The following is a 15753-nucleotide window of genomic DNA, read 5'->3' as shown; positions in this document are numbered from 1 at the left end:
CCCGCGCCGGAGGCCTGCCGCCAGACCGACGGGTAGCTCCCCCGGTGCGATGATCCGGCCCGTGACTGCCTCGCCCTCCGACCCCCTCGACCTTCGCGGCGTGCGACGTGCCTACGACACCGTCGCCGAGGACTACGCCACCTGCCTGCCGGACACCCGCGCCGAAGCCCCACTCGACCTCGCCATGGTCGACGCGTTCGCCGAGGCGGTGACGGCGGGCGGCGACACTCGAGTCCTCGACGCCGGGTGCGGCCCGGGGCGGATGAGCAGGTACCTCACCGATCGTGGGTGCCTGGTGCAGGGAGTCGACCTGTCGCCGGGCATGATCGTCAAAGCGCGACGTGACCACCCCGACCTGATGTTCGCCGTGGGCTCGTTGACCGCCCTTCCCTACCCGGACTCCCAGTTCGCCGGCGTCCTGCTGTGGTACTCCACAATTCACACACCTCCCGCCGGGCAGGCACGCGTCTTCGCCGAGGCGGCTCGGGTCCTTCGGCCCACGGGCCACCTGCTCGTCGGCTTTCAGGCCGGCGAAGGTACGCGCGACCTGTCCGGCCCCTACCGCCGCCGCTTCGGCCACGAGATCCACCTGACGCGGCACCGGTACACGGCGGACCAGGTCGCCGCCGAGATCGAGGCCGCCGGCCTGCGGGAGGAGTGCCGCCTGGTGCGGCGGGCTCGGGGCACCGAGCGGGACGATCAGGCGTTCCTGCTGGCCACGACCCGGCAAGTCAGCGGTTGACGGCCACGGTCCGGCCGAGGTCGACGTTCACCACCGGGACGATCGCGCCGACGACGCGGAACCCACGCCGGGGCCGTTCGCCGATCGGATAGCTGTCCGGCGGCCGGGGGCGGCGGGTGTACGTCGGATGCCCGGAGAGACGACTGTGACGGTACGCCGACCCGGACGCGTACCTCCCGGGTTGTGGGCCGATCGGCAACTCCGGCATGACGACTCGGGTGCGCTGCGCTACCTACGCTGCCACCGGTAGCCGTCACACCGTCGAAGGGAACCGTGATGTCCGTCCGTCTTCTGCTTGTCGCCGCCGTAGCCGCTCCGCCCGCCGGGATCGAGTTGGCCGCCCACGCCTCGGTCCAGCCGACCGCCGCCACGGTTCTCACAATGAGCTCCGGACGACTCGGCGCGAGCGTGGGCGTCCTGTTGGGGCTCGCAGGCGTGGTCATCGGTGGACTGGCCCTGGCCCGCCCCACCAGTCGGGTCGGCACCGGCTCCGGGCTCGGCGGGGCCGTCCTCGCCCTGGCGGCGGGGCTGGTCGGGGTGGCGCTCGGTGGGCTGGTGGTGGCCACCTCCGACGGCGGCGTCGGTACGGGTAACGGGCTCGGCGGGGCCTTCGTGGCCCTGGCGGTCGGGCTGGTCGGTGTGGTCCTCGGTGGACTGGCTCTGGTCCGGGCCCGCCGCAGTGCCCGACTGGCCGCCTGAGGTCGTGCTCAGGAGCGGGTGAGCCAACCGGGCACGGCCAGACCGGACTCGTAGGCGAGGATCACCAGCTGGGCGCGGTCCCGGACCTGTGTCTTGGTCATGATCCGGCTGACATGCGTCTTGGCGGTGGCCGGGCTCAGCACCAACCGCGCGGCGATCTCGTCGTTCGACAGGCCCGCGGCGACCAGGGCGAGCACCTCGCGCTCCCGGGTGGTGAGCACACTCAGTCGCGGCCCGGGGTCCGGATGTGCGGCCCGCGCGCTGAACTCGGCGATCAACCGGCGGGTGATCGACGGCGCGATCAGCGCGTCGCCACGGGCGACCACACGCACCCCGTGGATCAGCTCGGCCGGCTCGGTGTCCTTGACCAGGAAGCCGCTCGCGCCGGCGCGCAGCGCACCGTAGACGTAGTCGTCCAGGTCGAACGTGGTCAGGATGATCACGCGGGCCGCGCAGGTCGCGACGATCTGCCGAGTGGCGGCGAGGCCATCCAGGACGGGCATCCGGATGTCCATGAGGACGACCTCCGGACGCAGCTGAGCGGCGAGCCGCACCGCCTCGGCGCCGTCGGCGGCCTCGCCGACCACCTCGATGCCATCCTCGCCGTCCAGGATCGATCGGAAGCCGGCGCGGACCAGAGTCTGGTCGTCGGCGAGCAGCAGCCGGATCATGCCGGCTCCCCCGCCGTCGTCGGACCCGACCGCAGCGGCAGTCGGGCGCGGACCCGGAAGCCGCCGTCCGGCTGTGCGCCAGTGGTCAGTGAGCCGCCGAGCGCGCCGGCGCGCTCCCGCATGCCGATGATCCCGCTGCCCGGCGCGCCGGGGGTGGCGGTGCCGTCGTCCTCCACCTCCACCAGCACGTCATCACGGTCGGGTCGCACCCGGACCACCGCGGCGGTGGCGCCCGCGTGCCGGGCCACGTTGGTGAGGGCCTCCTGGACGATCCGGTACACCGCCAGGTCGACCTCCGGGGGCAGCGACCTGATCTCGGCAAGTTCGGTGCTGATCGTCAGTTCGGGTCGTCCGGCCGTCCGGATCAGATCGCCGAGGCGATCGAGGCCGGGGCCCGGCCCGGTCGGCGCCTCGCCCTCCCGCCGCAGTACGCCGAGCGTCGTCCGCAACTCCCGCAACGTGTCCTTGCTGGTCTGCTTGATCGCGGTGAGCGCCTGCTCGGAGCGGGCCGGGTCCGGCCGGTGCAACGCGGCACTGGCCTGCACGTTGATCAGCGAGAGGTGGTGGCCGAGGGCATCGTGCAACTCGCGGGCGATGCGCAACCGCTCCTCCGTGGCCCGCCGCCGGGCCTCCTCCTCCATCCGCTGCTCGGCGACGACAGCGCGGGCCTGCGCTTCGGCGAGGTAGGCCCGGCGGTTGCGGGTCACGCCGACGATCACCGCGACGAGCCAACCGGCGTGCAGCAGCGTCGCCCCGTTCATGGTGTCCGGGGATCGGTTGTCGCTGTCCGCGGCGGCGAAGGCGATCACCGAGGCGAGACCGAGACCGATGGCGATCCAGAGATGTCCCTCGTCGACAACTGTGTAGAGCGCCACGACGAAGACCAGCATGATCGGGCCGGGCGTGTGCAGCAACGCCCCGTACGCGCCGACGGCGGCCAGCGCCACCACACCCACCGGCACCGGATGACGGCGGCGTACGCACAGCGCGGCGGAGGAAGCGAGCACCACAAACAGGGCGGTCCACTCGGCGGCGGTGTCGATGCCGCGCGACTGCACCACCAGGCCGACGAGGGCGATCAGCCCGACGGCGAGCACCACTGCGACATCCGCCGTCCGGCCACGCCATCGCGCCCCTGACATACGCCGAAGCCTAGCCTCCGGCCGGCCGGCGGACGAACGCCCGAACCGTCGGACGTCGCCGGTGGACGTACCCCTCGTCCTGGCGTCGCTTCTCACCGGGAGGGGGCGGCGTCCTGGTGCGGAAGCGGCGGCCGCCCGGTCAGGTTGGCGTCGTAGCCGGCGGCTTGGAGGGCGAACAGCTCGGCGTATCGACCGCCGGTGGCGACAAGATCGTCGTGGGTGCCGGCCTCGACCAGCCGGCCGTGGTGCAGGACGAAGATCCGGTCGGCGTGGCGGACGTTCGCGAGCCGGTGCGTGATGAGGATCGTGGTGGCTCGGCCTCGGCGGTCGCGGATGGCCTGGAACAGCGCGTCCTCGGCCCGGGGGTCGAGGGCGGAGGACGGCTCATCCATGATCAGCAGTTCGGCGTCGCGCAGGAACCCGCGAGCCGCGGTGATGCGTTGCCACTGCCCACCGGAGAGGTCCTGGCCTCTCGCGAAGGTCCGGTCGAGCAGCGTCTCGTACCCGTGCGGAAGCTCGTTGATCATGTCATGGGCGACCGCGCGGGCGGCGGCGGCCTCGATGAGGTCCTGCCGGGCCTCGGTGTCGACGTCGCCGATGGCGATGTTCGTCGCCGCGGTGAACGGCCACTTGTGGTATTCCTGCGTCACCACCGCGATCCGGGCCCGCAGCCCGGCGACGTCCCAGTCCGCCAACGGTCGACCGTTCCATTCGATGCCGCCCTCGGAGGGCGCCCGCAGGCCGGCGATCATCGCGGCGAGGGTCGTCTTGCCCGACCCGTTCTCCCCGACGAACGCGACAGTCTGGCCGGCGGTGATCCGCAACGTGACGCCGTCGACGGCCGGGGTGTCCCGGTCGGGATAGCGCAGGCTGACCTCGCTGACTGTCAACTCCCGCAGCCGTTGCGGACTGGCCGCGGCCGACTGTCGCGTGGCGTCCGGCAGGTAGGCGTCGGCACGGGTCATGAAGCCGGTGTAGTCGCCGAAGTGCTGACCCTCGGTGTAGACGTGATCGACCTGGAAGGTGGCGATGGCCAGGGACCGCTGCGCGGACTGGACCGCGATGACACAGGTCGCCGCGGCGGCGAGCGGGATCTGCCCGTCCAGGAGCAGCAGGCCGAGCAGGACGTAGACGGTGCCGGTGGCGAGGCCGCCGATGATCGCCCCGACCGTGGTGGTCGTGGTGACCCGACGGGCCAGGGCGAGCTGGATGTCGGTCTCCACCTGCATCACCCGGTCGTACTGGTCAAGGAGAAAACCGCGCAGCCCGTACGACCGCAACTCCGGGGCCGAGGCCCGTTCGGCCATCAGCTTGTGCAGCAGCCACAGTCGACGCCGGCGCACCGATCCGGCGGTGTAGGTCTGGTACCGCAGGTGCCCGGCCCGCAACGACGCCCACGCGTTGGGCACCGTGGCCACCAGCAGGGCCAGCAGCAGCAGCGGGTGGATGATGACGACGGCCGCCGCCACGGCGAGCAGCCCGGCCAGCCCGGCGAGCAGGTTCATCGACGCCTGCACCAGCCCGATCGTCGACTCGGTGCCCCGCGATGCGCGTTCCATGTCATCGGCGAACGCGTCGGCGTCGAACGCCTCCAGCCGTACCGCGGTGGACACCTCGAACAGTCCCCGCTCCACCTCGCGGCTCACCCGCGGCGTCAACCCGTTCTGCGCGTACCCCGTGGCGATGCCCATCCCCGCGCGCAGCGCGACCGCCGCCGCCAGCACGGCCAGGGCGGGCATCGCGGCCCGCACCTTGTCGGCGGTCGGCCCACCCGCGAACAACTCCACAAGTACCCGCTGCGTGGCCAGCAGGCCGAAGGCCGCCATCACCCCCGCGCCGAGCGTCGCCGCGGCCACCACGCCGGTACGGAGTCGGTCCGCGCGCCAGCTGATGCCCAGAGCTGTCCGTACGAGCCTGGGCAGCTCAGCGAAGACGGCGAAGACACCGGCCTCGGCCCGCGCCCGCACCCCCGTCTCCCACCACATCTCCCGCAGCTCGGGCAACACCGACTCGGTGCTGGCCGGGCCGGGACGGTCCGCCCGGGTGCGGTGGGCCGCTGCGGCGGCGGTCTCGGTCATGGTCGTACCTCCCGGGGCGCGCAGCCGTAGCCAGCTCCACCTGGACAGCGGATTGGCGGGTTCCTGGAGGATTGGACCACCCGACTGTCGCTTTCGGCAATCGCCTGAACACTGTCGGTCATGACATTCCCCGGCTTCCGTCGGCCCTCTCGCACCGTCGGACCCTCATGCCACGATGCGGCTCACCTCACGACAGGGAGTCGGCGACATGGCCACGGCGATTGTTCGAGACGAGACAGCCACCGGCAAGGCGATCGACACGTGGCCGATGACCGGCCTTCCGGATCGCATCTCCGCACGGGAGCTGGTCCGGTTACGGGTTCGCGAGGAGGTCGCCCGATTCAACGCGCACCGGCCCGACCACTTCCGAGGGTTGATCCAGCCGACCGACGCGGAAGCGACGCTGAACGGCTACCGGGTCGCCCACGGCAGGCGGCTCGACTGGGAGCGGCAGGCGGACGCCGCCTGCGCCGCCTTCGAGCGCAACGGTTTCGTGCTGCTCGTCGGCGACCGCCAGATCGAAGACCTCGACGAGGAGATCGACCTGACCGCCGATCCGGACGTGGCCTTCGTCCGACTCGTCGCACTGGTCGGCGGCTGACATGGACGACTGGACGGCGGCCCTGCCCGCGCTGACCGACACGGATCGACGACAGGTGGAGGCCGGGCTCACCGAGGCCGATGCCCGGATCAGGGCCGTGCTGCACGTCGCGAGCACCTACCACTGGGGATCGTCGGTGACCGAGGTGCCGGAGTGGAAAGCCGTCGCGTCGTGGCCGGTCGAGCAACGCCGTAGCGCCGCGCTGGCCATGCACCTGGAATCGTGCACGGGTTCGATACCCACCGCACTCAACGACGTGGTGCGGAGCCTGGCCGACGGTGACCTGCCCTGGACCCGGTCCGACCTCGTGTGGTGCCTCGACGTGGCCGGGCGGGGCTGGGGATACGAGGACGGCGCCCACCTGGAGCTGCCGGCCACGATCGCCGCACGCCTGACACCGGCCGAGTTGGTCGACCTGGTACCGACCCTCGATGCCCTCATGAGTGAGCTGGTCCACGACCAGTTCATCGCGGTGGAGGCACGGCGGCGTGCGGTCCGGTTGATCGGCCAGGCGATCGACCGCGCCACCGGCACTGGCCTGCCGACCGGGCTGTTCCACAACGGAGACGAATTCGGTCCGCTCGTGCGTGCCGAGATGGTCGCCGCCCTCGGCGCGCCGGGCGTGCCGGAGTTGCTGACGCACTGCGCCACGCTGGGCCGGCCGGCAGCGCCTGTGACATGGCAGCGGCGCCTCGACGAACTCCTCGCCGGCACACCGGGCGCTGCCGAGGTCGTCCGGTCGGTCCTGGAAGCATTCGTCGCCTACTGCGGGCCTCTGCACGACGATGCGGACCTGGTTGTTCGCGGGCTGGTCTGGGCGCTGTCCCGGCAGCCCGACGAGCGGGCGACCGACCTGCTGGCACGGGTCACCGCCGCTGCGGCAGCAGCCCCGCGCGAGGCGTCCGGCTTCCCCCACGCCCAGAAGACCGCTCTGGCGGCCATAGCGCTGCTCGCCGGGCGCACCGGCGAGGTGCCGGTACGCACGCTTGCGAAATTGGCGGTCACGGTCCGAAACAAGGCGGTGCAGAGCCGGGTCCAGGGCGCACTGGCCCGCGTCGGCGCCCTGCGCGGGTGGTCCATGAGCGAGGTGCTGGAACTCGCCGTCGACGACCACGGGCTCGGCCCCGACGGCCGGCTGTGCACGGGGATCGGGCCGTACGAGGCGACAATCGAGGCCACGGGAGACAAGGCGCGACTGGCCTTCACCCGGGACGGCAATCCGCTCAGGGGCGTCCCGGCCCCGATCCGGGACGCGTACGGCCACGAGCTTCGGCAGTTGCGCGACCTCGTCAAACGCGTGGGCGCTTCGTTGGCCGCCGAGCGCCAGCGGGCGGAAGGGCTGCTGTCAGAGGAGCGCACCTGGTCGTACTCGGACTGGTCGTCCCGATACCTCGAACACCCGATCACCGCTGCCTACGGACGGCGCTTGGTGTGGGAGACCAGCACCGACGGCCAGCGATGGACGGCAGGTCTGCCCCGACACGACAGCGACGGATGGACGATCGCCGATCGGCAGGGCCGGGCCATTCCCGACAACCTGGTGAGACTCTGGCACCCGGCCCGCGCGACGACGGACGAGGTGCTCGCCTGGCGCGAGCACGTCCTCGCCATCGGCCTGACGCAGCCGTTCAAGCAGGCATTCCGAGAGGTCTATCTGCTCACGCCCGCCGAGGAGCGGACGCACGCCTATTCCAATCGGTTCGCCGCGCACATCCTGCGCTACCGGCAGGCGAACGCCCTCATGCGCGCGCGGGGCTGGCAGGCCGGATACCTCGGCACCTGGGACGGCGGCTACGAGAGCGAAGCCACCAAACCCTTCGGCGGTGGTACGTGGCGGGCGTCGTTCCACCACCAACTGGTCGAGAACGCCGACGAACGCCGCTACGACGTCGAGTTCTGCTCCACCGACCAGGTTCGTTTCGCCCGCCGCGACGGCGTGGCCTGGCAACCGACGCCGGTCGTCGACGTGCCGCCGCTGGTCTTCAGCGAGGCCATGCGTGACGTGGACCTGTTCGTCGGCGTCACGTCGATCGCCACCGATCCGGAGTGGGCCGACCGCGGCGAGGACCGCTTCCACGCCTATTGGCGCAGCACGGCCAGCGCGGCGCTGAGCCAGTCGGCCGAGGTGCGCCGGGACGCGTTGGCTCGACTGCTGCCGCGCCTGACCATCGCCGACAGGCTGCACCTGGGCGACCGCTACCTGCAGGTCCGCGGCAACGTCCGCGACTATCGGATCCACCTCGGGTCGGGCAACATCCTGATGGCACCTGACGACGTCTACCTGTGCGTCGTCGCGGGGCGCGACCGCACCGGTCGGCTACACCTGCCGTTCGATGACGACCCCATGCTGTCGACGATCCTGTCCAAGGCGATCATGCTCGCCGCGGACGACACGATCACGGACCCCACGGTGTTCCGGCAGCTCGCCAGATGACGTGATCAGCCCTCGTCCGGCGCGTCGAGGCGCGCTCGCAGCGCCGCCGCGATCTCGCCGGCCGCGGCGATCTGCTCCGGTGTGAGGGCGTCGACGAAGAGTTCACGAATGGCGCGCAGGTGGGGAAATGTCGCGTTGCCGAACGCCTCGGCTCCGGCCGCGGTGAGCAGCACCTCCGCCCCCCGGGGGACGGTCGGGCACTCCTGGCGGCGGATGAGGCCGCGTCGTTCCATCCGCCCCAGGTGGTGGGAGAGTCGGCTCCGCTCCCAGCCGATGTGCGCCGCGAGCGCGGACGAGCGCATCGACTGGTCCGACGCCTCGCTGAGCGCGAGCAGTACGGCGTAGTCGCCGGTCGAGAGGGCGGAGTCACCCTGGAGGCGGGATTCGAGCCGGGAACTCAGCGCCGCCGTCGTCTCGATGAAGGCCCGCCAGATCCGCAGCTCCTCCGCCGTCGGCAGCTGGCGTCCTCCCCGCCGGGCAGGTGTGGTCTCCGTCATCTCATTCTCCCGGGAATTGACGTGTCAATCGCCAAGTTAGCATCATTGACACGTCAACCGGTAGGTCCGTTCCGCGGGTCGCCGACGGGGAGCCGAGGAGGACACGATGACAGCTACAGGTTTCGAACTGGGGCTCAACTCGTTCGGGGAGGTGGCCACCGACGGCGACCGGGTCCTGAGCGACGCCGAGACCGTGCGGCTCCTCGTGGACGAGGCACGACTCGCCGAGTCGGTCGGACTCGACGTGTTCAGCCTCGGTGAGCACTACCGGGAGGGCCACAACGACTCGGCGACACCGGTGTTGCTCGCGGCAGCGGCGACGGCGACCGAGCGGATTCGCCTCGGCACCTCGGTCACCGTGCTCAGCACGAACGACCCGGTACGCCTCTACCACGAGTTCGCCACCCTCGACGCCGTGTCGAACGGCCGTGCCCAACTGGTCCTCGGACGCGCGTCGGCGACCGAGTCGTTTCCGCTGTTCGGCTACGACCTTGCCGACTACGAGCGGTTGTTCGAGGAGAAGCTGGACCTCTTCCTGCGGCTACAACGCGACGAAACGGTCACCTGGTCCGGAACGGTGCGCAGCCCGCTGACCGGGCAGCGCCTGCACCCCCGGATGCGGCCCGGCGGCATCCCCACCTGGATCGGCGTGGGGGGCAGCCCGAACTCGGTGGTCCGCGCCGCCCGGCACGGTCTCCCGCTCATGCTGGCGATCATCGGTGGGCGACCCCAGCGGTTCGCCGGCCACGTCGACCTCTACACCAAAGCGCTCGACCAGTTCGGGCATACCCCGCAGCCAATCGGGCAGCACTCACTCGGCCTTGTCGCAGACACCGACGAGGAGGCGGTGGAGACGTGGTGGCGATACTGGCAGCCGGTCGCGGCGGCGCTCGCCGCGGAACGCGGCTTCTACAAACCGGACCGCGCGCGCTACGAGGCGGAAATCGACAACGGAGCGCTCTTCGTCGGGTCGCCCGAGACGGTGGCGCAGAAGATCGCCACGGTCGCCCGCGACCTGCGGCTGAACCGCTTCGACCTGAAGTACGACATCATGCACCTGCCCCGCGAGGCACGCGCGCGCACCATCCAACTGCTGGGCAGTGAGGTCGCGCCGCGGGTCCGGGAGCTGCTGGCGAAGGAGCCCACCCATGTCTGATCTCTTGTTCGGCCTCGACACGTTCGGCGACGTACCGCAGGACGACGCCGGCAAGCTCGTCTCCCACGCCGCGGCGATCCGCCAGGTCGTCGACGAGGCGGTGCTCGCCGACCAGCTCGGCGTCGACGTCATCGCGTTGGGCGAGCACCACCGGCCGGAGTACTCGGTGTCGACGCCGGAGACGGTGCTGGCGGGCATCGCCACCCGTACCTCACGGATCCGGCTGGCCTCCGGGGTGACAGTGCTGAGTTCGGACGACCCGGTCCGGGTGTTCCAGCGCTTCGCCACAGTCGACGCGCTGTCCAACGGCCGGGCCGAGGTCATTCTCGGTCGCGGCTCGTTCACCGAGTCGTTCCCCCTCTTCGGCTACGACCTGCGCGACTACGACACGCTGTTCGAGGAGAAGATCGAGCTGTTCGTGAAGCTGCTCGACGAGAAGCCGGTGACCTGGAGCGGCACCCTGCGGGCCCCGCTGGAGAACGCCGACGTCTTTCCCAAGACCGAGTCGGGTCACCTGGACACCTGGGTCGGCGTCGGTGGCTCACCGCAGTCGGTCGTCCGCACCGCCCAGTACGGCCTCCCGCTCATGCTCGCCATCATCGGTGGCGCCCCCGAGCGGTTCGCGCCCTACATCGACCTGTACCGCCGGGCGGCCGACCAGCTCGGCACCACCGCGCACCCGGTCGGGATGCACTCGCCCGGCTTCATCGCCGACACCGACGAGGAGGCCAAGGAGATCTACTGGCCGCACTACCGGGTCATGCGGGACCGGATCGGCAAGCTGCGGGGGTGGCCGCCGATCCGCCGCCAGGAGTTCGACTCCGAGGTGGAGAGCGGTTCCCTCTACATCGGCTCACCCGAGACGGTGGCCCGCCGGATGGCCCGCGCGATCAGCAGCCTCGGTGTCGGCCGGTTCGACCTCATCTACTCGGCCGGGGCGCAGCCAGCGAGCGCCCGGATGCGCGCCGTGGAGCTGTACGGCTCCAAGGTGATCCCCATGGTCCGCGAGTTGCTTGCCTGATCAGCACGTCAGAACCGAAAGGACGACATGAACGAGAACGACCGGAGCCGGCCTGCGACCCTCGGTGTCCTCGGGGCCGGCAAGGTGGGAACGGTGCTCGCCCGGCTCGCCGTCGCGGCCGGCTACCGGGTGTTGGTAGCCGGCTCCGGCGACCCGGCGAAGATCGCGCTCACCGTCGAGGTGCTCGCTCCAGGGGCGGCGGCCACCACGGCGGTCGACGCGGTGGCCGCCGCTGACATCGTCATCCTCGCCCTGCCGCTGGGGAAATACCGCAGTGTTCCCGCCGAGGCACTGCGCGGCAAGCTCGTCGTCGACGCGATGAACTACTGGTGGGAGATCGACGGCATCCGCGACGACCTCACCGACGCGCGTACCTCGTCGAGCGAGATCGTCCAGGCGTTCCTGTCCGGGTCCCGGGTCGTGAAGGCGTTCAACCACATGGGCTACCACGATCTCGAGGACGGGGCGCGGCCGACCGGAACGCCGGACCGCAAGGCCATCGCGATCGCCGGCGACGACGCCACTGATCTCGCCACGGTCGCCACCCTGGTGGACGCGCTGGGCTTCGATCCGGTCGTCGCCGGCCCCCTGGCCGAGGGGGTACGACTCGAACCAGGCAGCGAGCTGTTCGGCGCGAATGTGAGCGCCGACGAGGTGCGTGCCATGCTCGACCGCTTTCCCGAGTCGGAGCGGGGACGGACCATCGCCGCGGCCCGCGCCTCGGCGCCGGACGCGGCGGTCTAGGCCGGCGCACAGCCTCCCGCAGCGGCCCGCTCGGCGGGGCCGAACCGATCAGGAATCAAGAAGCCCCCGAGGTGCCGTCCGGCCTAACCTTTTCCCAGGTCGCCGGCATCCTGCCGGGCCTGGACGAGAGGGAGCCCGACAATGTCCGCGAACACCGCCACGACCACCTCCGACGGCTTCAGCGCGGAGGAGCGGGCCGCGATGAAGGAGCGTGCCGCCGAACTGCGCGCCGAGGGCAAGAAGGGTGCCAAGAAGGCCGACGGGTTGGACGCGCTCCTCGACCGGATCGCACAGATGGCGCCGGACGATCGTGCGCTCGCCGAGCGCGTCCACGTGGCGGTGACCGCCGCCGCCCCCGAGCTGTCGCCGAAGACCTGGTACGGGATGCCCGCCTACGCGAACGCCGACGGCAAGATCGTCGTCTTCTTCCAGGACTCCGGCAAGTTCAACTACCGGTACTCGACACTGGGCTTCCAGGACGCCGCCAACCTCGACGACGGCGACCTGTGGCCGGTGGCGTACGCGCTGCAGAAGTGGAGCCCGGCCGTGGAGAAGAGGGTCGTCGAGCTGGTGCGGGCGGCAGTCTCCTGACCGTCGCCCGCCCGGTGCCGGGCGGCCGACAGAACGCCGAGCGGGTCACCGTCCCCGACCGCCGGGCACCTATGGTTCGTACATGTCGATCACCGATCACGCGCTGGCCATCGCGGCGGCGGAGGCCGGAGCCGCTGTCGTCCGCTCGCAGTACGGCTCGTCGCTGGCACGCTTCATGAAGACCGCTGACGACTTCGCCACCACCGCGGACGTCGAGGCGGAGAAGGCCATCCTCGACGTCCTGCGCGCCGGACGCCCGCACGACGGCGTGCTCGCGGAGGAGAGCGGGCGCACCGGCGCCGGCGAGAACGGACGTACGTGGTTGGTCGACCCGTTGTGTGGAACGGTGAACTACGCCGTGCGGAACATGCTGACCTCGGTCAACGTCGCCCTGCGGGCGGAGGCACGGGTCCGCGTGGCCGCCTCGGCGGACCCGTTCGCCAGTGAGGTCTTCTGGACCGACGGCATCGCCGCGTATGCCCGGCGTGGTGGCGTCGACGAGCCGCTCACCCCGTCGGCCGAGTCGCGACTTGTCGACGTCAATCTCGACCCGCCGTTTCCCCACCGGCACGCCTTCCTGGCCGCCCGGATGCTCGCTGACGACGGGTTCATCGAACAGTTCCGCCCACGCGTCGTCTCCACCACGCTGGCCGTGGCCTGGGTGGCCGCCGGTCGCCGCGCCGGCTACGTGACGGACGGCGAGCGGCTGTGCGACAGCGTCCACTTCGCGGCCGGCATCGCCCTCGGTCAGGCTGCCGGTTGTGTGGTCACCGGGATCGATGGCAGGCCGGTTCACCCCGATGGGAAGGGTCTTGTCGTCGCCGCCGACGAGCGGACGCACGCGGCCCTGCTGACCCTCATCCGCCGGCAGGGTTGACCGTCCTCGGTATTCGGTTCTAAAAGCGGCGGTCGGGCCGGCCTACGACCGCACGTCCAGCCATGCGCCGCGGATGGCGTAGCGGGCCGAGCTCGACCCGCCCTTGACATGAAGCTGAGTTCAGGTTCTAGCGTGCCCATGTCGATCACGTTGCGGCCCGGAAGGCGGACGGGCGGCGGAGCTGTCCGGCCGGACGTTCGTCACCTCCGCACTGCTGTCGGAAGGACTCTGATGCACCTGCCACGCCTACGTCGCCCACGCACCGTCGCGAGCGCACACTGCGATCTCCCCTGCGGCGTCTACGACCCGGCCCAGGCCCGGATCGAGGCCGAGTCGATCAGGGCGATCGCCGAGAAGTACCAGGCCAGCACCGATCCGGAGTTCCGGACTCGGTCGTTGATCATCAAGGAACAGCGCGCCGAACTGGTCAAGCACCACCTCTGGGTGCTGTGGACCGACTACTTCAAGGCACCGCACTTCGAGAGGTACCCCGAGCTGCACGGTCTGTTCAACGAGGCCACCAAGCTGGCCGGTGCCGGCGGCGCGAAGGGCAGCGCCGATCCGGCGGTCGCGGAGCAGCTGCTCGGGAAGATCGAGGAGATCTCGAAGATCTTCTGGGAGACCAAGCAGAGCTGACCAACCGCCGGGGGTGTTCGGTCCACTGTGGAAGCCTCTGCATCGACAACCCACCGAACGCCTGAGGTGGCTCGCTGCGCGGGCGGAAGCGACAGGGTCTGCCGCTCCTGTCCGCGCCGGCTGTCAGACGAGCAATTCCGCACCCTGGCTTGCGCTGCGGTCGGCAGCCGGCGTGACCGTCGGTCACCTGCCTGGGGGGCGGATGCGGTAGTGAGCGATATACCTCAGAGTCATATTCATACCTCTGAGGTATATCGCTCACCAGCGTCCTGAGTCGGGATGTCTAGCTGGCGTACGCCTCGAACTCGCCGACCCGCGGCGTACCACTCGAGCTGTTGATCTTGAAATTGATCTTGCTGAGCGCGGTTGAGGGGAAGGTGATGGCGCCCGCCCCGCTACCGGAGGCCAGGACGGCCCCGTTGTCGTTGTTGACGAGCTGCCAGGCCCCGATGGAGCCCTGGGTCCCCGACGGCTCACGGATGACCACCCGGGACACCCGGGTCGCGGAGCCCCACTTGATCGAGATCGTGCCCGTCGATCCGGACGGCGACCAGTAGGTGCTGATCACGCCGTCGCGCACGTTGCCGTAGCTGGTTCCGCTGGCCTTGCTGGAGCCGTCGGCGCCAGCGCCGAGGCTCAGGTTGGTTCCGCCGGTCGGGGGCGGGGTGGTCGTCGGAGGAGGCGTGGTGGGCGGGGCCGACGTCGGCGGGGGCGTGGTCGGCGGCGGACTCTGTGGAGAGCAACTGCCGTTCGACACCCGCAGACCCGTGTTGGCGCCCACCGTCTGCCGGACGATGTCCGGCACGCAGCTCGCCCCGTCGAGGCTGTACGGATAAGGGATGCTGACGGTGGTGGTGGACGTCAGGTTGGGGCCGGCGGGATAGGTGTCGCTGCCAGCGCTGGACCAGGTCACGTTGTCGAGGATGTTGCCGCTGACCTGCCAGTAACCGCGTTCGCTGGTGTAGAAGGTGCCGAGGACATCCTTGGAGTCGCGGAAGTAGTTGTTCTCCACCTTCGCCTTCGCCCCGGCCCGGGAGTTGATGCCCGACTCGTGCAGGCTCACGTAGTGGTTGTTGTAGATGTGGGCCGTACCGCCGCGCAGCAGCGGCGTCCGGGAGTCGATGTTCTCGTACAGGTTGTGGTGGTAGGTGATGAACCCGTTCGAGAGATCACTCTCGCTGGACCCGACGAGGCCGCCGCGACCGGAGTTGCGCAGGACGCTGTAGGACAGGGTCACGTACTGGGTGTTGTCCTTCATGTCGAAGAGCCCGTCGTACCCCTCCGACTCCCCGCCCGACGCCTCCAGGGTGACGTGGTCGACCCAGACGTTGCGGACCGTGCTCTCCATGCCGATGGCGTCTCCACCGTTGGAAATGGGCGAGCCGGATTTCTTGACGTTCCGGACTGTGACGTTCTGGATGATGATGTTGCTGGAGTCGCGGACGTGGATGCCGAGCTGGTCGAACAGCGCTCCGCCACCGACCCCGATGATGGTGACGTTGCTGATCTGCTTGAGCTCGATCACACCGTCCGCGGTGTTGCAGCTCGATCCCGACACCTTGCTGGTGTTGCCATGGTTGATGGTCCCGGTGACCTCGATGGTGATCGGGGTGCTGCTGCTGGGGCGCCCGCACAGCGCCGCGTGGATCGCGGTGCCCGTGGTGGCCCGTACCGTCTGGCCGCCCGCGCCGCCGGTGGTTCCGCCGTTCTGGGTGGCGTAGCCGGTGGCACTGCCAACCGCCGCCGACGCCTGGGGCGTCGGCAGAGCCACCCCGACCGCGATCCCCACGGCCCCCGTGGCCAGTGCTGCCTGAAGTCGCAACGCGACTGGTCGTCTCATCTCGCCTCGCTTCACATTCGTGTG

General features: G+C 70.5%; 16 protein-coding genes. 10 read left to right on the top strand and 6 right to left on the bottom strand.

The window, feature by feature from the left end; translation table 11 throughout:
• Positions 1 to 61 precede the first annotated feature (61 nt).
• Entirely contained in the window at positions 62 to 742 is a 681-nt protein-coding gene (locus ACQPWW_RS10400; RefSeq protein ID WP_433131474.1) for a class I SAM-dependent DNA methyltransferase, read from the top strand.
• Here ACQPWW_RS10400 and ACQPWW_RS10395 read toward each other — a convergent pair.
• Positions 732 to 950, bottom strand: coding sequence for a hypothetical protein (locus ACQPWW_RS10395; protein ID WP_433131472.1), 219 nt, complete (start codon positions 948 to 950; stop codon positions 732 to 734). The two genes, ACQPWW_RS10400 and ACQPWW_RS10395, sit on opposite strands and share 11 nt — an antisense overlap.
• 68 nt (positions 951 to 1018) lie before the next feature.
• On the opposite strand from ACQPWW_RS10395, the gene ACQPWW_RS10390 reads away from it, so the two are divergent.
• Positions 1019 to 1441 (top strand): DUF6223 family protein, encoded by a 423-nt coding sequence (locus ACQPWW_RS10390; protein WP_433131470.1) that lies wholly within the window; start codon positions 1019 to 1021, stop codon positions 1439 to 1441.
• Between the two features lie 8 nt (positions 1442 to 1449).
• Here ACQPWW_RS10390 and ACQPWW_RS10385 read toward each other — a convergent pair whose 3' ends face one another.
• From ACQPWW_RS10385 to ACQPWW_RS10375, 3 genes are all read right to left on the bottom strand, one after another.
• Positions 1450 to 2112, bottom strand: coding sequence for a response regulator (locus tag ACQPWW_RS10385; protein WP_433131468.1), 663 nt, complete (start codon positions 2110 to 2112; stop codon positions 1450 to 1452).
• Positions 2109 to 3254: a sensor histidine kinase gene (locus ACQPWW_RS10380; RefSeq protein ID WP_433131466.1), complete on the bottom strand. Its 1146-nt coding sequence runs from the start codon at positions 3252 to 3254 to the stop codon at positions 2109 to 2111. Before ACQPWW_RS10380 ends, ACQPWW_RS10385 begins: the two co-directional genes overlap by 4 nt.
• Positions 3255 to 3346: 92 nt before the next feature.
• The gene (locus ACQPWW_RS10375; protein ID WP_433134256.1) at positions 3347 to 5239 is read right to left on the bottom strand and encodes an ABC transporter ATP-binding protein; all 1893 of its coding nucleotides are present in this window, start codon (positions 5237 to 5239) and stop codon (positions 3347 to 3349) included.
• Between the two features lie 301 nt (positions 5240 to 5540).
• Here ACQPWW_RS10375 and ACQPWW_RS10370 point away from each other — a divergent pair, with 301 nt between their 5' ends.
• Complete coding sequence (locus ACQPWW_RS10370; protein WP_433131464.1) at positions 5541 to 5933, top strand: hypothetical protein; 393 nt, start codon at positions 5541 to 5543, stop codon at positions 5931 to 5933.
• Between the two features lies 1 nt (position 5934).
• A complete protein-coding gene (locus ACQPWW_RS10365; protein WP_433131462.1) occupies positions 5935 to 8367 on the top strand; it encodes a DUF4132 domain-containing protein in 2433 nt (810 codons plus the stop codon).
• Between the two features lie 5 nt (positions 8368 to 8372).
• Here ACQPWW_RS10365 and ACQPWW_RS10360 read toward each other — a convergent pair whose 3' ends face one another.
• On the bottom strand, positions 8373 to 8864 hold the full coding sequence (locus ACQPWW_RS10360) for a MarR family winged helix-turn-helix transcriptional regulator (protein ID WP_433131460.1): 492 nt from the start codon (positions 8862 to 8864) through the stop codon (positions 8373 to 8375).
• A gap of 106 nt (positions 8865 to 8970) precedes the next feature.
• On the opposite strand from ACQPWW_RS10360, the gene ACQPWW_RS10355 reads away from it, so the two are divergent.
• The 6 genes from ACQPWW_RS10355 (at position 8971) to sodN (ending at position 13889) form a co-directional block, all read left to right on the top strand.
• Positions 8971 to 10020, top strand: a complete 1050-nt coding sequence (locus ACQPWW_RS10355) for an LLM class flavin-dependent oxidoreductase (protein ID WP_433131458.1) — start codon at positions 8971 to 8973, stop codon at positions 10018 to 10020.
• Entirely contained in the window at positions 10013 to 11041 is a 1029-nt protein-coding gene (locus ACQPWW_RS10350; RefSeq protein WP_433131456.1) for an LLM class flavin-dependent oxidoreductase, read from the top strand. The genes ACQPWW_RS10355 and ACQPWW_RS10350 overlap by 8 nt, the downstream gene beginning before the upstream one ends.
• A 27-nt stretch (positions 11042 to 11068) precedes the next feature.
• Positions 11069 to 11785: an NADPH-dependent F420 reductase gene (locus ACQPWW_RS10345; RefSeq protein ID WP_433131454.1), complete on the top strand. Its 717-nt coding sequence runs from the start codon at positions 11069 to 11071 to the stop codon at positions 11783 to 11785.
• A 141-nt stretch (positions 11786 to 11926) separates the two neighbouring features.
• A complete protein-coding gene (locus ACQPWW_RS10340; protein WP_433131452.1) occupies positions 11927 to 12376 on the top strand; it encodes an iron chaperone in 450 nt (149 codons plus the stop codon).
• Between the two features lie 82 nt (positions 12377 to 12458).
• Positions 12459 to 13253 (top strand): inositol monophosphatase family protein, encoded by a 795-nt coding sequence (locus tag ACQPWW_RS10335; protein ID WP_433131450.1) that lies wholly within the window; start codon positions 12459 to 12461, stop codon positions 13251 to 13253.
• Positions 13254 to 13484: 231 nt separating this feature from the next.
• Positions 13485 to 13889: a superoxide dismutase, Ni gene (gene sodN / locus ACQPWW_RS10330; protein WP_433131448.1), complete on the top strand. Its 405-nt coding sequence runs from the start codon at positions 13485 to 13487 to the stop codon at positions 13887 to 13889.
• Between the two features lie 283 nt (positions 13890 to 14172).
• Here the strand turns inward: sodN and ACQPWW_RS10325 are convergent, their stop codons facing one another.
• Positions 14173 to 15729, bottom strand: a complete 1557-nt coding sequence (locus tag ACQPWW_RS10325; protein ID WP_433131446.1) for a pectate lyase family protein — start codon at positions 15727 to 15729, stop codon at positions 14173 to 14175.
• Between the last annotated feature and the right edge of the window lie 24 nt (positions 15730 to 15753).

The organism is Micromonospora sp. CA-240977 (assembly GCF_050942285.1).
GTDB lineage: Bacteria > Actinomycetota > Actinomycetes > Mycobacteriales > Micromonosporaceae > Micromonospora.
Note: the sequence above shows the minus strand (reverse complement) of the source record. Positions and strands in the feature narration are given on the sequence as shown.

Bases quoted from the DNA above. Each gene is read 5' to 3' on its own strand.
- ACQPWW_RS10395 (WP_433131472.1), bottom strand. From the start codon at position 950: ATGCCGGAGTTGCCGATCGGCCCACAACCCGGGAGGTACGCGTCCGGG.
- ACQPWW_RS10390 (WP_433131470.1), top strand. From the start codon at position 1,019: ATGTCCGTCCGTCTTCTGCTTGTCGCCGCCGTAGCCGCTCCGCCCGCC.
- ACQPWW_RS10385 (WP_433131468.1), bottom strand. From the start codon at position 2,112: ATGATCCGGCTGCTGCTCGCCGACGACCAGACTCTGGTCCGCGCCGGC.
- ACQPWW_RS10380 (WP_433131466.1), bottom strand. From the start codon at position 3,254: ATGTCAGGGGCGCGATGGCGTGGCCGGACGGCGGATGTCGCAGTGGTG.
- ACQPWW_RS10375 (WP_433134256.1), bottom strand. From the start codon at position 5,239: ATGTGGTGGGAGACGGGGGTGCGGGCGCGGGCCGAGGCCGGTGTCTTC.
- ACQPWW_RS10370 (WP_433131464.1), top strand. From the start codon at position 5,541: ATGGCCACGGCGATTGTTCGAGACGAGACAGCCACCGGCAAGGCGATC.
- ACQPWW_RS10365 (WP_433131462.1), top strand. From the start codon at position 5,935: ATGGACGACTGGACGGCGGCCCTGCCCGCGCTGACCGACACGGATCGA.
- ACQPWW_RS10360 (WP_433131460.1), bottom strand. From the start codon at position 8,864: ATGACGGAGACCACACCTGCCCGGCGGGGAGGACGCCAGCTGCCGACG.
- ACQPWW_RS10355 (WP_433131458.1), top strand. From the start codon at position 8,971: ATGACAGCTACAGGTTTCGAACTGGGGCTCAACTCGTTCGGGGAGGTG.
- ACQPWW_RS10350 (WP_433131456.1), top strand. From the start codon at position 10,013: ATGTCTGATCTCTTGTTCGGCCTCGACACGTTCGGCGACGTACCGCAG.
- ACQPWW_RS10345 (WP_433131454.1), top strand. From the start codon at position 11,069: ATGAACGAGAACGACCGGAGCCGGCCTGCGACCCTCGGTGTCCTCGGG.
- ACQPWW_RS10340 (WP_433131452.1), top strand. From the start codon at position 11,927: ATGTCCGCGAACACCGCCACGACCACCTCCGACGGCTTCAGCGCGGAG.
- ACQPWW_RS10335 (WP_433131450.1), top strand. From the start codon at position 12,459: ATGTCGATCACCGATCACGCGCTGGCCATCGCGGCGGCGGAGGCCGGA.
- sodN (WP_433131448.1), top strand. From the start codon at position 13,485: ATGCACCTGCCACGCCTACGTCGCCCACGCACCGTCGCGAGCGCACAC.
- ACQPWW_RS10325 (WP_433131446.1), bottom strand. From the start codon at position 15,729: ATGAGACGACCAGTCGCGTTGCGACTTCAGGCAGCACTGGCCACGGGG.